Raw genomic sequence first — 17,909 nt, forward strand, 5'->3', positions numbered from 1 at the left:
CTTGATCCGCGACGGTCCACTGTGGACTGCGCCACGTTGCGCGTCCTCCCCGTTCTGCCGTACCACACACGCCCTCAAAACGGGCGCGCTTTTAGGACATTGACCGACGAAGTGCCGGATGTCTAGGTGCGGTACGACGGTCGGCCAGCCTACCGCGCCGGTACGACAACCGGATCACAGGGAACGGTCGGGCAGCGTCCCACTGAGCAGGAACGCAACGCTCCGTTCCCGCTCCGTCCAGGCCCTTGTGTCGAGTTCGACCGACTGCACGAAGTCGCACTGGACTTCGTATCCGTGCTCGGTCAGATCCCGTCCGACGCGCTCGGCGGCGGGGCGGGTCAGGGCGTGGGTGACGATGCGCTGCGGGCGGCGGTCGGCGACGGCGGAGACCACCGCCGCTCCCCCGCCGCCGACGCGTACGACGTCCGGTTCGGGGAGGTTCTCCAGGATGTGCGGGGCGGTGCCGTGGACGACCTGGAGCTGTACGCCGAAGCGGCGGGCGGCGAGCGTCGTACGGCCGCAGGCCTCGGGGTCGCGGTCGACGGCGATGACGGCGGCGCCGCAGCGGGCGGCCTCGGTGGCGAAGGCGCCGCTGCCGGAGCCGATGTCCCACACGAGGTCGCCCACGCGCGGTCCCAGGTGGGCCAGTTGGGAGGAGCGCAGCAGTTCGGCCTCGCCCTCGCCCATCGCGCCGCCGTAGACACCGGAGGGCAGGGCCCAGCCGCGCGGGCCGGCGCCGGGGTCGCGGCCGGCGAGCCAGCCGCCGCCCTCTCCCCCGGTGGCGGGGCCGATGACGATGACGAGGTTGGGGTCGCGCCAGGTGTGGTCGACGGCCTTGTCGGAGGTGACGACGGTGACACGTTCGCGTTCGGTGCCGAGTTCCTCGCAGATGACGAAGGTGCGGTGAACTCCGTCGAGGAGCAGGCCGAGCTCGGCGGGGCCGGCGCCGGGTGAGGTGAGGACGGCGACCTTGGTGTGGGCGCGGCACACGTTCACCGCGCGGCGCAGCGTACGGCGGTGGGCGACGACCACTTGGGCGTCGTCCCAGGGCATGCCCGCGCGGGCGAAGGCGGCGGCCACGGAGGAGACGCCGGGGACGACCTCGACCTCCAGGCCGAACTCGGGGGCCCGCAGGGTGCGGACGACTCCGAAGAAGCCCGGGTCGCCGTCGGCGAGGACCACGGCGGTGCCGCGGTGGGCGGCGATACGGCGGGCGGCGAGGGCGACACTGCCGAGCCGGATGCGTTCGGCGGTCGGGGGCACCTCGGGCAGGGCCAGGTGGTGGGCGGCGCCGGCCACCAGGGTGGCGGCGGCGAGGGCGGAGCGCGCCGCGGCGGTCAGGGGAGAGCCGTCCCAGCCGATCACCGTGACCCGGTCGGCCATCGTCGTCAGTCTCCAGAGGGTCTTCGCAGGTCGTCGGGAATGCCCGCACAGGGTCCCGTGAGGGTACCTGGTGACGCGGAGGGACCCGGCGGCCGGGCGGCGGCCGTGCGCGTGCCCGTGGGTTGTTCAGTTCCAGTCCGCGTAGGAGCCGAAACCACCGCTGCCGGCCAGTTCCTCGCTGACGCCCTCGATGTCCTCGGGGAGGAGGCTCCAGATGATGAAGTCCGTGCGGATCTCGGTCCAGCCGTCCTCGGCGGTGCGGGTGCGCGCTATGCAGGCGTTGCGCAGCACGCCCTCGCTGATGCAGCCGATCTTCTGCGCGACCTGCTGGGAGGCGGTGTTGTCGGCGGCGGTGCGCAGTTCGATGCGCTCGAACTTCTGCTCGCGGAACAGCCATTGGGCGGTCGCGAGGGCGGCTTCGGAGGCGTAACCCTCGCCGCGCGCCCAGGGGGCGACGACGTACGACAGCTCCGTGGACCGGACGTGCCAGTCCGTCTTGGTCAACTGGATGACGCCGACCAGGCGCTGGGTGAGGAACTCGGTGACGGCGAGGTCGAGGCCGCGTCCGGAGACGCGTTCGGCGGGCGCGTACTCGGTGATCCAATTACGGGCGCCGCGTTCGGTGAAGGGCTGCGGGACATCGGTCCAGGCCATCACCTGCTCGTCGTTCATCATCTCGGTGAGCGCCTGGATGTCGTCCTCGTCGAACGGGCGCAGAACCAACCGCTCCGTGCTGATGGAGATGTCGGGAAAGGTGCTCATCATGCGCCGCTCCGTAACCTTCGAAAACTTTGAGGGCCTGCTGAACTGCCCAGCATGCAGCATGAAAGCACTGAATCGCACCACAGGGCCCACACCGAGTGAGGGAGCGGACCCCATGCGTGGCGATACGCCGTATACGTGCCGTCGGCCGATCAGAAGGAGGGGATCACCGAACCGTCGTACTTGTCCTCGATGAACTTCTTGACCTCGGCGGAGGTGAGGAGCTCGGCGAGCTTCTCGACGCGCGGGTCGTCCTCGTCGCCCTCCTTGACGGCGAGGAAGTTGCCGTACGGGTTGTTTTTCGCGGACTCCAGGACGAGGGCGTCCTCGGCGGGCGAGAGGTCCGCCTCGATGGCGTAGTTGCCGTTGACGACCGCGGCGTCGACGTCGTCCAGGGAGCGCGGGGTCTGGGCCGCCTCCAACTCCTTGAACTTGAGGTTCTTCGGGTTGTTCGTGATGTCGGCGGGGGTCGCCTCGTTGCCCACGCCGTCCTTCAGGGTGATGATCCCGCCCGCTTCGAGGAGCTTGAGGGCACGCGCCTCGTTCACGCTGTCGTTCGGGACGGCGATGGTGGCACCGCTCTTCAGGGCGTCCGCGCTCTTGACCTTCTTCGAGTAGAGGCCGAGCGGCTCCAGGTGGACCGTGACGACGGGCACGATGTGGGTGCCCCGCTTCTTGTTGAAGTCGTCCAGGTACGGCTGGTTCTGGAAGTAGTTGGCGCCCACGGACCCGTCCTCCGTCGCCGTGTTCGGCGTGACGTAGTCGGTGAACTCCCTGACCTCCAGGTCGAGGCCCGCGTCCTTCGCCAGGTTGTCCTTGACGAAGGTGAGGATCTCGGCGTGCGGGGTCGGGCTGGCGGCGACGACCAGCGGGCCGCTCGTGTCGGAGGCGGAGTCGCCTCCCGCGCCGCAGGCGGTGAGCCCGAGGGTGAGGGCTCCGGCGGCGAGCACGGCGGTGGTCAGCTTGGTGGTGTTACGCACGAAAAGTGCCTTTCCTTTTGGGTGGAGCGATCCCGTCTTGGGTGGGACGGGAAATCTGCGGGGTGCCTGACGTACGGGCTAGGCCTTGGTGACCTCGGCCGCGGTGGGCTTGGTCTTCAGCAGCCGGAGCCTCGGCGCGGATCCGGAGTGGCCGCCGCGCCGGTGGAGGGCGCGGGCCGCGTAGTCGCCGGCGAACTGGATGACGGAGATGACGACCGCGAGGACGGCCACGGTGATCCACATCAGTTCGGTCTCGAAGCGCTGGTAGCCGTAGCGGATGGCGATGTCGCCGAGGCCGCCCGCGCCGACGGTGCCGGCCATGGCCGAGTAGCCGATGAGGGCGACGACGGTCGTGGTGGCGGAGGAGATCAGCGAGGGCAGGGACTCCGGGACGAGGACCTTGCGGACGACGGTCCAGGTGTTGCCGCCCATGGCCTGCACGGCCTCGACGAGCCCGTGGTCCACCTCGCGGACGGCCGTCTCGACGAGGCGCGCGAAGAACGGGATGGCGCCGATGGCGAGCGGCACGATGGCGGCCTCGCGGCCGATGGTCGAGCCGGTGACCCAGCGGGTGAAGCCCATCAGCGCGACCATCAGGATGATGAAGGGCATCGAGCGGGCGATGTTCACGATCTGCCCGATGACCTTGTTGGCGAGGACGCTCCGCAGCAGGCCGCCCCGGTCCGTGAGGACGAGCAGGACACCGAGCGGGAGACCGCCGACGACCGCGATGAGGGTGGACCAGCCGACCATGTAGAACGTGTCCCAACACGCCTGCTCCAACAGGGGCTGCCACGACGAGAAATCAGCCCAGGTCACTTGGCACCTTCCTTCACCGGTGCGGACGTCCGGCCTTCGGGACCGACCACGTCGATCCGCAGGCCCTGCTCGCGCAGGAAGCCGATGGGGACCACGTTCTCCTCGTAGCGGCCGGGCAGTTCGATACGCATCCGGCCGATCTGGAGGCCGCCGACGGTGTCGATGGCCGCGCCGAGGATCGAGATGTCGATGTTGTACGTGCGGGACAGCTGCGAGATGACCGGCTGGGTCGCCGCCTCGCCCTGGAAGGTGACGTCGAGGACCGTGCGGTCGTCGCCGGACGCCTCGCCGCCCACCGGGAAGAGGGCGGCGGCCAGTTCGGAGCCGGGGGTGGCGAGCAGTTCGCTGACCGTGCCGGACTCGACGACGCGGCCCTTCTCCATGAGGGCGGCCGAGTCGCAGATCGTCTTGACGACGTCCATCTCGTGCGTGATGAGCAGGACGGTCAGGCCCAGTTGCCGGTTCAGGTCGCGCAGCAACTGGAGGATCGAGCGGGTGGTCTCCGGGTCGAGGGCGCTGGTGGCCTCGTCGGAGAGGAGCACCTTCGGGTCTCCGGCCAGTGCGCGGGCGATGCCGACACGCTGCTTCTGGCCGCCGGAGAGCTGGGCCGGGTAGGCCTTCGCCTTGTCGGTGAGACCGACGAGGTCCAGCAGTTCCAGGGCCTTGCGGGAACGTTCCCCGCCCGACCTGCCGAGGATTTCGAGCGGCAGCTCGACGTTGTCCTGGACCGTACGGGAGGACAGCAGGTTGAAGTGCTGGAAGACCATGCCGATGTGACTGCGCGCCCGGCGCAGCTCCCGCCCGGCGCGGGGGCCTCGGCCGGCCAGGGCGGTCAGGTCCCGGCCCGCCACGGTCACGGTTCCGGAGGTGGGGCGTTCGAGGAGGTTGACGCAGCGGATCAGCGAGGACTTGCCGGCGCCGGACTGGCCGATCACGCCGTACACCTCGCCCTCGCGTACGTGCAGATCGACGCCGTCGAGCGCGGTTACCTCGCGGCCACGACCGCGGTCAGCCCGATAGATCTTCGTCAGGCCCGATGTGGTGATCACTGGATTTCCGTCACTGTCGAGTGCGCGGGCGTGGGTGTGCCCGGGCACGGGTGCAAGCGGTCAGGGACGCGACACGGTTCTCGCGGTGGCGATGGAACCGGGGGAGAACATGTGCGCGGGAGGCTCGGTCCGTCACGCGGAAGGGCGTACGGGGCCTTCTAGAAGGCGCACATTCGACACATACAACGAGCACCGGGCGTCATGGTCGCCTCGGTCGCAAGGGTGCGAAAGCTCGTCGTGGTCATGAGATCAGTAAAACAGATGCAGGACGCAGGTGAGCGAGTGCTGTCCGTATTACGGACGGCCTTGAGGGACATATACCCAGGTGCGGCGCGGTGTCGTCCACTCTGTGGGCACCCGCCGTTGTGGCCAAGGCCACGATGCGCGGCATCCGGGTCTCGAGGCCCGGGGCCGGGCGCGGCGGGGCTTTTGGGCCGTAATAGGGTCGCGGCATGCTTGTTGCCCTGACGGTGACGACCGCCGTCGCCGCGCTTCTGCTCGCCGCCTGGTGCGGCTGGGCCGCGTACCGCGATCAGCCGACCAAGGACTGGCACTTCATCGGCATGGCCGTGGTGTCGGTGCTGGCCCTCGTCCAACTGGTCGTCGGGATCGTGCAGTTGGCGCGCGGGCAGAAGCCGGAGCAGGGGAGCACGATCTTCGTCTCCTACCTCCTCGGAGCGTTCGCCTGCGTCCCGGTGACCGGGTTCATGTCACTGGCGGAGCGCACACGCTGGGGCAGCGTGACCGTCGCGGCCGGCGGTGTGGTGCTCGCCGTGCTGCAGGTGCGGCTCTATGACATCTGGGGAGGCTGACGTGACCGCCACGGACCGCGAGCCGCGGGAGGACAAGCGGGCGCGGCTCATCAGTGGGCCGGGAATGTTGCTGGTGTGGCTGTACGGCGTGATGGTCGTCGGGGCCGTGTCGCGGTCCATCGTGCAGATCTCGACCGAGTTCGAGCACGCGCCGCTCGCCTATTCGCTGTCGGCGGTAGCGGGTGTGGTGTACGGGTTCATCACGTACTCGTTGGTGCGCGGCGGGGAGTTCGCCCGGAAGGCCGCGCGACTTTGCTGCGCGGCTGAACTGGTGGGCGTACTGGTCGTCGGGACCTGGACGTTGATCGAGCCGTCCGCTTTTCCGGACGCGACCGTCTGGTCCGACTACGGGATGGGATACCTGTTCATTCCGGTGCTGCTGCCGATCACCGCGATGTACTGGCTGAGGAAAGGCGCGCGACAGGAGGAGGCCGCCTGAGTCGCTCAGGCGGCCGCGGGTTCGTTTCGTGGCTTGTCGCGCGGTTCCTCGCGCCCTGTCGGGCGCGGCCCCTGTCATGCCGTAGCCGCGTACGCCCCCGCCGGCTTCTCCAGCACCACCATCGGTACCCCGTCCTGACCCTGGCTGGTGCCCACGGTCTCGTAACCGACCCGGCGGTACAGCCGAAGGTTGCCCTCGCTGCGGTGGCCCGCGCTGAGGCGGAACTTGGTGGCGCCGTGTTCCTCGGCGAGGGCCGACTCGGCGGCGCGGAGCAGCCTCGCGCCGATGCCGTGGCCCTGGAGGCGGGGGTGGACGCAGAGCTTGCCGATGGAGGCGGTGCCGTCGGCGTCGAGGGCACCACGCACCGAGCCGACCACTTCGTCTCCCAGCCGGGCCACGAACACGCAGTCCGAGACGACCTCCGCACGGACGGAGTCGAGGCTCTGGACGAGCGGATCGATGCGGTAGTTGCCGTACAGTGCCGCCTCGCTCTGGAAGCACAGGTACTGCAGCCTGAAGATCTGCTCGGCGTCCTGCCCGGTCGCCACCGAGATGGTCACGCTCATGCCCATGTGTGCACGCCTCCCGCTCACCTGCTCACCTGTTGTCCCTCACTCCTATCCCCGCGGTTCGCGTGCCGCAACCTCCGCGGCCAGCAATCGCCGAAGACATCCCAGGCATCTGGAACGTTCCGGACCGAGGCTGCCCTGTGAGATACCCAACTCGCCCGCGATCTCGCGATAGGTGAGGTCCTTCGGGGACAACAGGGCCGCGAGCAGCCGGGGGCAGCGGCCGGGGAGCCGGCGTACGGCCGCGTGGAGCGCTCGGCGGCGAGCGGCGGTGAGCGCCTGCTGCTCGGGTCCGGCGGCGTGCTCGTCGGCGGGCTCGGCGACGTACGGTCGTTCGAGCCGGGCCGTGCGGCGGCTGAGGCGGGCCTCGAAGCGGACGGCGCTGCGCAGCCAGCTCTCGGGGTCGGCGGGCGGGCCGTCGGCGTCGAGCCGCTCCAGCAGGCGCAGCCAGACCGCCTGCTCCAGGTCCCCCGCCTCCGCGCCGGCCGCGTCCGCCTCGGCCGATGCCTCCGCGACCAGCAGGGGCCGGAGGGTGGCGAGCATGTTGTATGTCATATGCCCCGGGACGCCGCCGCCCCGGCAGGGGTTGCCGGGGCGAACGGGAGTCACCCCAATCGGGGCACGGTGCTCGGGCGTTGACGTGCCGGGCCGTGCGCTCGGTGGCCCACGGTCCGGCCGACGGTCGGCGCAGGTCAGTCGTTGACGAAGTCCGCGTGGGCGAGCAGGCCCGTGTCGGGGTTGTCGGTGAAGATGCCGTCGATGCCGGTCTCGAAGTACACCTTGAACGCGCCGAAGGCGTCGCCGTAGGCGTTGGCGTCCGTGCCCCGGCGGAAGCCGGCGGGCAGGAAGGTGTTCTCGTTGCGCATCGTGTAGGGGTGCAGGATCAGGCCCTTGGCGTGCGCGTCGGCGACGAGGGTGGTCGGCGTGGTGAGGTTGCCGCCGGAGTCGCGCGGGATGATCAGGTCGAGCGTGGGGCCGATGCCATTGGCGTACGAGGCGATCCAGGCGAGCCCTTCCGGCTTGACCAGGTCGGCGACCTTGCGCGGGTCGCCCGCCTCGACGAAGTCCCAGGGCCGGGTGGCGGCGCCGGAGAGCAGGACGACGAGGGGGCTGTCGACCAGGCGGTTCAGGCGCTGGATGCTGCTCGGCTCGAAGGACTGCAGGAAGACGGGCGAGTTCTTCCTGTGGCGGTTGTACTTGCGCAGCAGCTTGGCGAGCGGCTCCTCCAGGCCGAGGCCGAGCTTGCGGAAGTAGGTGGGGTGCTTGGTCTCGACGTGCAGCCAGATCCGCTCGCCCCGCTTCCTGCCCTCCTTGTCGGCCCAGCGCAGCACCTCCTCGAAGGAGGGGATCTCCCAGCGGCCGTCGTAGAGGGTGTTCTCCTGCCGGTTGCCCGGGATGCGCTCCTTGGCGCGCAGGGACTTCAGCTCGGCGAGGGTGAAGTCCTCGGTGAACCAGCCGGTGTAGGAGACGCCGTCGACGACCTTCGTGGTCTTGCGGCCCGCGAACTCGGGGTGCGCCGCGACGTCGGTCGTGCCGGTGATGTCGTTCTCGTGACGGCATACGAGATGGCCGTCCTTGGTGGGCACGAGGTCCTGCTCGATGACGTGCGCGCCCATGTCGAGGGCGAGCTGGTACGAGCCGAGCGTGTGCTCCGGGCGGTAGCCGCTGGCACCGCGGTGCGCGATGACCGTCGGCACCGGCAGACTCCGGTACCCGTCACCCGGCTTCCCGCTCGTCCTCGCCTCCTCGGCTCTCGCCGTGGCCGGCAGGCCGAGGACCGCTCCGCCCGCCCCGAGCACCGCGGCCCCGAGCAGCGCCCGCCGCCCCGTTCCCCGCCCCTGCTCGTACGAGTCCTGCGACTGCCACGACTCCTGCGTCCCCATGTCGGCTCCTCCCACCGCGATGCCCTGCACCTGTCAAAGCGGGACGATCGTAGGTGCCGCGAGGTGACCATTGGGAGACCCGAGACCGAACACGCGGAAGACGCCTTATGTCGCACTGGAGGCAGAAGTTGACGGAGTATCGGTTCGAGGACGCGATGTCGGTCACATGTTGCGAGCCCGTGACAGGCCGCCATCGGGGCGTCACCGCAGGTAAACGTGCGTCAACAGTTGGTATCCACTCGGTGAACCCGATGTGCGCCGCCCTGTGAGCCGGGAGTATCGTCCTCACCTGCACATACTTGTACCGGAACGCTTGACATGGGAGGGCCCGTTGTCCCGCTTCGCGCTCATCAAGGCAGTGCTCGGACCGATCATGCGCCTGATGTTCCGCCCACGGGTGGAGGGTGCGGAGCACATCCCGGGGGACGGTCCGGTGATCCTCGCCGGCAACCACCTGACCTTCATCGACTCGATGATTCTGCCGCTGGTCTGCGACCGGCAGGTCTTCTTCATCGGCAAGGACGAGTACGTCACGGGCAAGGGCGTCAAGGGCCGCCTGATGGCCTGGTTCTTCACCGGCGTCGGCATGATCCCCGTCGACCGCGACGGGGGGCGCGGCGGGGTCGCCGCGCTGATGACCGGACGGCGGATCCTGGACGAGGGCAAGCTGTTCGGCATCTATCCCGAGGGCACGCGGTCGCCCGACGGACGGCTGTACCGGGGGCGTACGGGGATCGCCCGACTGACGTTGATGACCGGGGCGCCGGTCGTTCCGTTCGCGATGATCGGGACGGACAAGATCCAGCCCGGGGGTGCGGGGCTGCCCCGGCCGCACCGGGTGACCGTGCGGTTCGGTGAGGCGATGGAGTTCTCCCGGTACGAGGGGATGGATCGGGACCGGTATGTGCTGCGGGCGGTGACCGATTCCGTGATGGCCGAGGTGATGCGGCTTTCGGGGCAGGAGTACGTGGACATGTATGCGTCCAAGGCCAAGGAAGCGGCTTAGTTCCGCTGGGAGTGCCGGGGACTTCGGTGGTTCGCCGGCTGCGGGTCCGTGGGGGCTTGTCGCGCCCATGCGGCGGAGCCGCACATCGATACAGCCCCGCGCCCCTAGACCTTGCTGTCCAAGCGTTGGCCGCGAAGCAGGAACCAGGCCGCCACTGACGTCGCGATGAGCACTGCCGCGCCCGCGCCTGCCGCAAGGGCAAGGCCGTCGACGAATGCCTGCCGGGCCGACGACAGCATCTCCTGTGCCGCGTCCGCCGGCATTCCCGCCGCCACCTCCACCGCGCCGCCCAATGACTCGTGCGCCCCGGCCGGGGTGCCCGCGGGAGCCGTGAAGTCGCGGTACACGCCGGTCACGATCGAGCCCAGGACCGCGATGCCCAGGGCGGCGCCCAACTCGTACGCCGTCTCGGACACCGCCGAAGCCGAACCCGCCTGCTCCTTCGGGACGCTGGAGAGGATGACGTCGGCGGTGACGGTGAAGGAGAAGCCCGCGCCGACGCCGACGATCAGCAGGGCGGCGCCGATCAGGGGGTAGCCGGTGGACCGGTCGACCAGGGTGAGCATGCCCAGGGCCAGGCCGATGGCCGCGAGGCCGCCCGCTACCACGGAACGGACGGAGAAGCGGCGGGCGGCGGCTCCCGCGACCAGGCCGGCCACCACCGCGCCGACGGCCGCCGGGAGTTCCGCGAGGCCCGCCTCCAGCGGACCCCTGCCCTGGACGAGTTGCAGGAACTGGGAGAGGAAGAAGACCAGGCCGGACAGGCCGAGAATGGTCAGCAGGTCGGCGAGGACGGCTCCGGAGAAGCCTCGGTTGCGGAACAGGCGCATGTCCAGCAGGGGGTGCGGCAGGGTGAGCTGGCGGCGCACGAAGGCGAACAGGGCGGCGGCGCCGACCAGGCCCGCGGCGAGCGCGTTGCCGTCGAGGCCATGGGTGGCGGTCTCCTTCACCGCGTACACCACACCGATCATGCCCACGAGCGACAGGCCGACGCTGGGCAGGTCCCACGGGCCGGGGCTCGGGTGGCGGGACTCGGGCAGCAGCTTGATGCCGACGAGGACGAGGATGACCATCACCGGCAGGTTGATCAGGAAGACCGAGCCCCACCAGAAGTGTTCGAGCAGGAAGCCGCCGACGACCGGGCCGACCGCCGTACCCGCGGAGGCGGTGGCGCCCCAGATGCCGATGGCGAGGCTGCGTTCGCGCGGGTCGTGGAAGAGGTTGCGGATCAGGGCGAGGGTGGCGGGCATCAGGGTCGCGCCCGCGACGCCGAGCAGCGCCCGCGCGACGATCAACAACTCGGGTGTCGTCGCGTACGCGTTGAGTACGGATATCACGCCGAACGCCGTGGCCCCGGTCAGCAGCAGCTTCTTGCGGCCGATACGGTCGCCGAGGCTGCCGGCCGAGACGAGCAGGCCCGCGATGACGAACGAGTAGACGTCGCCGATCCAGAGGAGCTGGGTGCCCGAGGGCTTCAGGTCCTCGCTGATGTAGGGGGTCGCGAGGCCGAGGACGGTCGCGTCGACGGCCACCAGCAGCACGGCGAGCACGAGGACGGAGAGCGCGAGCCAGCGGCCCGGCCTGTTCTCCGTCTCCGCCGCACGGGCCGGCTGCAGGGTGCTGGTCATGATTCCTCTCTCGGTTGTTCGGGATGACGCAGGGCGCCGCCGAGCAGCAGCTCGACGATCATGAAGTGGAAGTCCTTGGGGGCCACGCGGCCTTCCGAGACCGCCCAGGCACCGGAGGCCAGCAGGCCGTACAGCGCCTCGGTGAGCCAGGCCGGGGTGAGGTCGATACGGAACTCGCCTGCCGCCTGGCCCCGCCTGAAGAGGGCCGCGATGCGGTCGTCGATCCGGGACCAGCCCTCGTTCTGCTCCCCCTCGAACAGCTGGTTCTCGGAGTAGAGGAAGGCGAGGAGGCCCGCGGCCGGTTCGACCTCCCGCACGAGCCGTCGTACGGCCTCGCGCGCCGGGCCCTCCGCCAGGCGGGCCGCGTCCAGCGCGGCCTCGCACTCCGCGATGCCGAGCGCCTCCAGCGCCCGTACGAGCGCGTCCCGCCCGGCGAACTGGCGGTGCAGCGTCGCCCGACTGATCCCGGCGGCCTTGGCGACCTCGTCCATGGTCGCGGTGGACTTGCGGGTCAGCAGGGCGGCTGCGCTGCGCAGCACATGTTCACGGTCGACAGCCATGAGACAACCATAGCCCAAGTGAGACATGCTTGTCTCATCAGGGGCATAGGCGTCTCACGGCAAGTCGCTCACCAGATTTTTCAGTGCCAGGGCAGCCGGCCGCGCTTCTCCCAGTACGTCTGCGGGTCCTCGACGAGACTCGCGAGGCGGGTCAGCTGCTCGTCGTCGAGGTCGACGACTGCCGCGTGCAGGTTGGAGGCGAGCTGAAGGGTGGTGGCGGCGCCGGAGAGGACGACACCGGCCCAGGGCTGCCGCAGGACCAGCGCCAGGGCGACCGCGTCGCAGCCGTGGCCCGCCTCCTCGGCCACCGACTTCAGCGCGTCCGGGGCGTACGGGTCTGCCAGACGGCCGTTGGCCATGGCCTCCTTGACGATGACGGTGAGCCCGGCGTCGTGCGCCTCCGCGAGGGCGGGGGCGGCGGAGGTCTCCAGGGCGTTGTACGTCGACTGGACGGTACGGAAGAGGGGCTCGCCGTCGACGGTCACGGCGAGGGCGGTGCGGATCGTCTCCGCCTGGGCCGGGCCGCTCGTGGAGAAGCCGATGGTGACGCCCTGGGCGGCGGCCTCCGCCAGCTTGGCGTGGAGTTCCTTGTCGGTGAGGGCCGGGCTGTCCGGGGTCACCGAGTGGATCTGGTAGAGGTCGAGGCGGTCGCCGAGCAGTTCCGCCGTTTCGGCGCGCTGACGTTCGAACGTCTGGACGCTGTGGTCCTTGACCTCGTGGTTCTCGGCGTCGGTGGTCCAGTCGGCGGTGTAGGTGTAGCCCCACTTGCTGCCGACGACGATGTCGTCGATGTCCTGGCGGGTGCTCAGCCAGGCCGCCAGGAACTCCTCCGAGAGGCCGTACGAGCGGGCCGCGTCGAAATAGCGGATGCCCTGGGCGTAGGCGGCGTCGAGGAGCTCGTGGGTGCGGGTGCGGAGGGCGTCGACGGTGCGGATCTCTCCGAGGTCGTGGTCCCGGTTGAGGTTGATGTAGCCGGGGCGGCCGACGGCGGCGAGGCCGAGTCCGATGTGGCAGGTGGGGGTTGTCGCTGTGGCCAGTCGGGCGAAGGGCATCGCGGGCTCCGTTCGGTCGGCTCCGGTACGGCTTCCGACCAACGTAACCCGTGATGACCTTCGTCGTGCGGCGTGGGTCGTGCCGGTGCGGTTCTCGCCCCCGCCGCCCCTGCCCGTCCCCTCCTGCGGGGCTGCGCGCCCCTGCAACCCCCGCGACAGGGCCCGGCGGGACGAGGATGTCGGGCGGGTGCGGGTTGGCTGTGGTCGCTCGCGCCGTTCCCCGCGCCCCTACCCACCCGCTGTCGCCGCACACCCCCGAATCCCGAGCTGGAAAGCGGGCAGAGCCGAAGGGGCGGCAGCCGCTGTCACTTCCCCTTGGCCGTCGCCCACTCGTGCTGGGCCGCCACGTCCACCTTGATCTCCGCCAGCTGGATCGCCACCGCGCTCGGGGCGGTGCCGCCTCGGCCGTTGCGGGAGGCCAGGGCGCCGGGGACGTTCAGGACCGTGCGGACCTCGGGGGTCAGGTGGGCGGAGATCTTGGCGAACTGGTCGTCCGTCAGGTCGCTCAGCTCCTTGTTCTCGGCCTCGGCGGCCTTGACGCACTCTCCGGCGACCTCGTGGGCGACACGGAAGGGGACGCCCTGCTTGACGAGCCACTCGGCGATGTCGGTGGCGAGGGAGAAGCCGGCGGGGGCCAGTTCCTCCATGCGCTCGCGGTGGACGGTGAGGGTGGCCATCATGCCGGTGAAGGCGGGGAGGAGGACCTCCAGTTGGTCGATGGAGTCGAAGACCGGCTCCTTGTCCTCCTGGAGGTCGCGGTTGTAGGCGAGGGGCAGGGCCTTGAGGGTCGCCATGAGGCCGGTCAGGTTGCCGATGAGGCGGCCGCTCTTGCCTCGCGCCAGCTCCGCGATGTCCGGGTTCTTCTTCTGCGGCATGATCGACGAGCCCGTCGAGAACGCGTCGTGGAGGGTCACGAAGGAGAACTCCTTCGTGTTCCAGATGATGACCTCCTCGGCGATCCGGGAGAGGTTCACGCCGATCATCGCGGTGATGAAGGCGAACTCGGCGACGAAGTCGCGGGACGCCGTGCCGTCGATGGAGTTCGCGGAGCTGCCGTGCTCGAAGCCGAGGTCCTTGGCCACCGCCTCCGGGTCCAGGCCGAGGCTGCTGCCCGCGAGGGCACCCGAGCCGTACGGGGAGACCGCCGTGCGCTCGTCCCACTGACGCAGGCGCTCCGCGTCCCGGGACAGGGACTGCACGTGCGCGAGGACGTGGTGGGCGAACAGGACCGGCTGGGCGTGCTGGAGGTGGGTGCGGCCGGGCATGGCCACGTCCGGGTGGGCCTCCGCGAGGCCGATCAGCGCGTCCTGGAGGTCGGCGATCAGGCCGCCGATCGTCCGGGCGTGGTCGCGCAGGTACATGCGGAAGAGGGTCGCGACCTGGTCGTTCCGGGACCGGCCGGCGCGCAGCTTGCCGCCCAGGTCGGGGCCGAGGCGCTCCAGCAGGCCACGCTCCAGGGCGGTGTGCACGTCCTCGTCGGCGATGGTGCCGATGAATTCGCCCGACGCCACGTCCACTTCGAGACGGTCCAGGCCCGCGATCATGCGGGTCAGTTCGTCCTCGGTGAGCAGGCCCGCCTTGTGCAGCACGCGCGCGTGGGCGCGGGAGCCCGCGATGTCGTACGGCGCCAGCCGCCAGTCGAAGTGGACGGACGCGGACAGCTTCGCCAGGGCCTCGGCGGGACCGTCGGCGAAACGGCCGCCCCAGAGCCGTACGTCACCGCTGTTGCTGCTCACTTGCGTTGCTCCTAGAGAAGGGTGTGGATGTGACCGCAGACCTTATCGGCGCCAGGACAAGTCCATGTCAGGCTCGGCCCTGCAATTGACGCCGTGCCGCGATCTTCGACGACATGCTGTAGATGTCGATGAAGCCCTTGGCCGCGGCCTGGTCGAAGGTGTCGCCCGTGTCGTACGTCGCCAGGTTGAAGTCGTACAGCGAGGACTGCGAGCGCCGGCCCGTGACCACCGCGCGGCCGCCGTGCAGCGTCATGCGGATGTCGCCGGAGACGTGCTCGTTGGCCTCGTCGACGAAGCCCTCGAGGGCGCGCTTGAGCGGGGAGAACCACTGGCCGTCGTAGACGAGTTCGCCCCAGCGCTGCTCGACCTGCCGCTTGTAGCGGGCGAGTTCGCGCTCGACGGTGACGTTCTCCAGCTCCTGGTGGGCCGTGATGAGGGCGATCGCGCCCGGGGCCTCGTACACCTCGCGGGACTTGATGCCGACGAGGCGGTCCTCGACCATGTCGATCCGGCCGATGCCCTGGGCGCCGGCGCGCTCGTTCAGCTCCTGGATCGCCTGGAGGACCGTGACGGGCTTGCCGTCGATCGCGACGGGGACGCCCTGCTCGAACGTGACGACGACCTCGTCGGGGTCCCGCTGGGCCGCCGGGTCCTGGGTGTACTCGTAGATGTCCGCGATCGGGCCGTTCCAGATGTCCTCCAGGAAGCCCGTCTCGACGGCGCGTCCGAAGACGTTCTGGTCGATGGAGTACGGGGACTTCTTGGTGGTGGCGATCGGGAGGTGCTTGGCCTCGCAGAACGCGATGGCCTTGTCGCGGGTCATCGCGTAGTCGCGGACCGGGGCGATGCACTTCAGGTCGGGGGCGAGGGCGACGATGCCGGCCTCGAAACGGACCTGGTCGTTGCCCTTGCCGGTGCAGCCGTGGGCGACGGTCGTGGCGCCGTGCTTCCGGGCGGCGGCGACGAGGTGCTTGACGATCGTCGGGCGGGAGAGCGCGGAGACCAGCGGATAGCGATCCATGTAGAGGGCGTTGGCCTTGATCGCCGGGAGGCAGTACTCGTCGGCGAACTCGTCCCGCGCGTCAGCCACTTCGGCCTCGACCGCGCCGCACGCGAGGGCACGCTTGCGGATGGCGTCCAGGTCCTCACCGCCCTGGCCGACGTCCACCGCGACCGCGATGACCTCGGCACCCGTCTCCTCGGCGATCCAGCCGATGGCGACGGAGGTGTCAAGACCGCCCGAGTAGGCGAGTACGACGCGCTCGGTCACGGGGCTCTCCTCACACTGCGCTCACTGACATGCATGAGTATGCAGGATCATGCATGAATAGTCAATCTGGAAGAAGTTCTGGAGATCCCGGCAGAGGTTTGAACAAACGAAACCGCTTTCCCGTAACTCTCCCCGAACGCAGGCGCCGCGTTTGTAAACAACGACCACACCCGACCCGAGTGAGGCATCCGCATGTCCAGGGCTCTTCCGAAGTACAACAAGCGTCGCGTAGGAATCATCGGCGGCGCCGCCGCGGTCGTGCTCTCCGGAGCGGTCATCGCGGGTTCCGCCCTCGCCGGGGAAGGCGCCAACAACAACGGCCAGGACGCCGCGGCGAACGCCTCGCCCGGCACCATCTCCTGCCCGGCGGTCGAGGGCAGCCTGCCGGCGATCCCCGCCTCCGCCCAGGCCGAGGTCACCCGCAACCTGGAGCTGCTCGACACCCAGATCCAGGAAGCCAACCAGCGCCTGATCGACACCGTCGGGCAGGGCGGCGCCAACTTCGTCCAGAACGCCATCCTCGGCCCGCTCGAAGACAAGCGCATCGCGACGCTGAACCGCATCGAGACCGCGATCGGCCGCGCCGCCGCCAAGCCCGAGGGCCTCGAAGCCCTCGCGACCTGCGAGCTCAACGCGGGCGGCGCGGCGGGCGCGGGCGAAGAGGCGGAGGCCGGCGGTGACGACGCGGCCACCGCGGCGCCCAGCGAGCCGGCGGCCGGTGAGGAAGCCGGCGCGGGCGCGGGCGAGGACGCGGGCAACGCGGGTGCCGCCGGCACCATCACCTGCCCCGAGGTCGAGAGCAGCCTCCCGGCGATCCCGGCGTCCGCGCAGGCCGAGGTCACCCGCAACCTGGCCCAGCTCGACACGCAGATCCAGGAGGCCAACCAGCGCCTGATCGACACCGTCGGCCAGGGCGGCCCCAACTTCGTCCAGAACGCCATCCTCGGCCCGCTGGAGGACAAGCGTGTCGCCGCGCTGAACCGCATCGAGACGGCGATCGGCCGCGCCGCCGCCAAGCCGGAGGGCCTGGAGGCGCTCGCCCCCTGCCAGCTCAACCAGTAGTCCACAGGTCACGTTGACCCACACGTTCGGCGAGTGACCTCCTGACGCTCCCTGCGGGCGCCGGGGGCCGTGGCCGCCCCGCGCGCCGGCCGGGGCGGCCACGGAAGACCAACCCGGTTCCGGGTGGATCCCAGCGAGGGGTCCACCCGGAATTCGCGTCTCCGAGCACAATTCCTTAGACAGGCGAAGCGTTTCCGACGATAATCGTTAGACATGGGAAAGACTTACGAGCGCATCGACGGCCGCCTGCGTACGTTCATCGAGGCCCAGCCCCTCTTCTTCACCTCGACCGCGCCCCTGTCGGCCGACGGCACGGTCAACCTCTCCCCCAAGGGCCTCAAGGGTTCCTTCGTGATCCTCGACGAACGGACCGTCGCCTACCTGGACTTCGCCGGGTCCACCGCGGAGACCATCGCGCATCTGCGCGAGAACGGCCGGATCACCCTCATGTGGTGCGCCTTCCAGGGCCCGCCCAACATCGTGCGGGTCCACGGCAAGGGCGAGGCCGTCTTCCGTGACGACCCGCTCTTCCCGGAACTCCTCGCCCGCTTCCCCGACATCGACCCGGCCTCGCACGGCCTGCGCGCGATCATCGTGGTCCGGGCCGAACGCATCCGCGACAGCTGCGGCTACTCCGTGCCGTTCATGGCGTACGAGGAGGACCGCGACCTGCACGGCCGGCGCTTCGCGCGCGAGGACGACGACTCGCTCAGCGCGTACTTCAGCTCCAAGGAGCACATCGCGACCAGCCTGGACGGACTCCCCGGGCTGCCGTTGCCGCTGCCGCCCTCCAACGTCTGAGTCGAGGGCGAAAAAGCCGCACATCGCGCCCGGGGCGAGCGGCGGGCGTACGGCCGTCATCCGGTACCGCCCGTTCCGCAAGGCAGTTGGGCACAGGG

Annotated in this window: 18 protein-coding genes; 5 read left to right on the forward strand and 13 right to left on the reverse strand. The window is 70.0% G+C overall.

Going from position 1 to position 17,909, the window contains the following annotated elements:
* Positions 1-174: 174 nt before the first annotated feature.
* The 5 genes from cbiE to JIX55_RS10755 all read right to left on the reverse strand — a co-directional run bounded on the left by cbiE (position 175) and on the right by JIX55_RS10755 (position 4,993).
* Entirely contained in the window at positions 175-1,383 is a 1,209-nt protein-coding gene (gene cbiE, locus JIX55_RS10735; protein WP_257563070.1) for a precorrin-6y C5,15-methyltransferase (decarboxylating) subunit CbiE, read from the reverse strand.
* 126 nt (positions 1,384-1,509) lie between these two features.
* A complete protein-coding gene (locus tag JIX55_RS10740) occupies positions 1,510-2,148 on the reverse strand; it encodes a GNAT family N-acetyltransferase (protein ID WP_257563071.1) in 639 nt (212 codons plus the stop codon).
* 149 nt (positions 2,149-2,297) lie between these two features.
* On the reverse strand, positions 2,298-3,125 hold the full coding sequence (locus JIX55_RS10745) for a MetQ/NlpA family ABC transporter substrate-binding protein (protein WP_257563072.1): 828 nt from the start codon (positions 3,123-3,125) through the stop codon (positions 2,298-2,300).
* Positions 3,126-3,203: 78 nt separating this feature from the next.
* A complete protein-coding gene (locus JIX55_RS10750) occupies positions 3,204-3,878 on the reverse strand; it encodes a methionine ABC transporter permease (protein WP_257569288.1) in 675 nt (224 codons plus the stop codon).
* A gap of 62 nt (positions 3,879-3,940) precedes the next feature.
* Positions 3,941-4,993, reverse strand: coding sequence for a methionine ABC transporter ATP-binding protein (locus tag JIX55_RS10755; RefSeq protein ID WP_257563073.1), 1,053 nt, complete (start codon positions 4,991-4,993; stop codon positions 3,941-3,943).
* 452 nt (positions 4,994-5,445) lie between these two features.
* Here JIX55_RS10755 and JIX55_RS10760 point away from each other — a divergent pair, with 452 nt between their 5' ends.
* Positions 5,446-5,805: a hypothetical protein gene (locus tag JIX55_RS10760; RefSeq protein WP_257563074.1), complete on the forward strand. Its 360-nt coding sequence runs from the start codon at positions 5,446-5,448 to the stop codon at positions 5,803-5,805.
* Positions 5,786-6,244, forward strand: a complete 459-nt coding sequence (locus tag JIX55_RS10765) for a hypothetical protein (RefSeq protein ID WP_257563075.1) — start codon at positions 5,786-5,788, stop codon at positions 6,242-6,244. The genes JIX55_RS10760 and JIX55_RS10765 overlap by 20 nt, the downstream gene beginning before the upstream one ends.
* A gap of 74 nt (positions 6,245-6,318) precedes the next feature.
* On the opposite strand, the gene JIX55_RS10770 is transcribed toward JIX55_RS10765, so the two are convergent.
* The 3 genes from JIX55_RS10770 to JIX55_RS10780 all read right to left on the reverse strand — a co-directional run bounded on the left by JIX55_RS10770 (position 6,319) and on the right by JIX55_RS10780 (position 8,696).
* Positions 6,319-6,816, reverse strand: a complete 498-nt coding sequence (locus JIX55_RS10770; RefSeq protein WP_257563076.1) for a GNAT family N-acetyltransferase — start codon at positions 6,814-6,816, stop codon at positions 6,319-6,321.
* Between the two features lie 45 nt (positions 6,817-6,861).
* On the reverse strand, positions 6,862-7,368 hold the full coding sequence (locus JIX55_RS10775) for an RNA polymerase sigma factor (protein ID WP_257563077.1): 507 nt from the start codon (positions 7,366-7,368) through the stop codon (positions 6,862-6,864).
* Positions 7,369-7,505: 137 nt separating this feature from the next.
* Positions 7,506-8,696, reverse strand: a complete 1,191-nt coding sequence (locus JIX55_RS10780) for a glycerophosphodiester phosphodiesterase (RefSeq protein ID WP_257563078.1) — start codon at positions 8,694-8,696, stop codon at positions 7,506-7,508.
* A gap of 331 nt (positions 8,697-9,027) precedes the next feature.
* Here JIX55_RS10780 and JIX55_RS10785 point away from each other — a divergent pair, with 331 nt between their 5' ends.
* Positions 9,028-9,702 carry a lysophospholipid acyltransferase family protein gene (locus tag JIX55_RS10785; protein ID WP_257563079.1) on the forward strand — a complete coding sequence of 225 codons (675 nt, stop codon included), beginning with the start codon at positions 9,028-9,030 and terminating at the stop codon, positions 9,700-9,702.
* Positions 9,703-9,806: 104 nt separating this feature from the next.
* Here JIX55_RS10785 and JIX55_RS10790 read toward each other — a convergent pair whose 3' ends face one another.
* From JIX55_RS10790 to JIX55_RS10810, 5 genes are all read right to left on the reverse strand, one after another.
* Positions 9,807-11,330 carry an MFS transporter gene (locus JIX55_RS10790; protein ID WP_257563080.1) on the reverse strand — a complete coding sequence of 508 codons (1,524 nt, stop codon included), beginning with the start codon at positions 11,328-11,330 and terminating at the stop codon, positions 9,807-9,809.
* Positions 11,327-11,890, reverse strand: a complete 564-nt coding sequence (locus JIX55_RS10795) for a TetR/AcrR family transcriptional regulator (protein ID WP_257563081.1) — start codon at positions 11,888-11,890, stop codon at positions 11,327-11,329. Before JIX55_RS10795 ends, JIX55_RS10790 begins: the two co-directional genes overlap by 4 nt.
* 80 nt (positions 11,891-11,970) lie before the next feature.
* Positions 11,971-12,942: an aldo/keto reductase gene (locus JIX55_RS10800; RefSeq protein WP_257563082.1), complete on the reverse strand. Its 972-nt coding sequence runs from the start codon at positions 12,940-12,942 to the stop codon at positions 11,971-11,973.
* Between the two features lie 305 nt (positions 12,943-13,247).
* On the reverse strand, positions 13,248-14,678 hold the full coding sequence (gene argH, locus JIX55_RS10805) for an argininosuccinate lyase (RefSeq protein WP_257563083.1): 1,431 nt from the start codon (positions 14,676-14,678) through the stop codon (positions 13,248-13,250).
* Between the two features lie 67 nt (positions 14,679-14,745).
* Positions 14,746-15,948, reverse strand: coding sequence for an argininosuccinate synthase (locus JIX55_RS10810; RefSeq protein ID WP_257563084.1), 1,203 nt, complete (start codon positions 15,946-15,948; stop codon positions 14,746-14,748).
* A gap of 192 nt (positions 15,949-16,140) precedes the next feature.
* Here JIX55_RS10810 and JIX55_RS10815 point away from each other — a divergent pair, with 192 nt between their 5' ends.
* Both JIX55_RS10815 and JIX55_RS10820 read left to right on the forward strand, forming a co-directional pair.
* Positions 16,141-17,010, forward strand: coding sequence for a hypothetical protein (locus tag JIX55_RS10815; RefSeq protein WP_257563085.1), 870 nt, complete (start codon positions 16,141-16,143; stop codon positions 17,008-17,010).
* A 213-nt stretch (positions 17,011-17,223) separates the two neighbouring features.
* Positions 17,224-17,811, forward strand: coding sequence for a pyridoxamine 5'-phosphate oxidase family protein (locus tag JIX55_RS10820; protein ID WP_257563086.1), 588 nt, complete (start codon positions 17,224-17,226; stop codon positions 17,809-17,811).
* The last annotated feature ends 98 nt before the right edge of the window (positions 17,812-17,909 follow it).

The sequence above is a fragment of the Streptomyces sp. DSM 40750 genome (genome assembly GCF_024612035.1).
Taxonomy (GTDB): Bacteria; Actinomycetota; Actinomycetes; order Streptomycetales; family Streptomycetaceae; genus Streptomyces.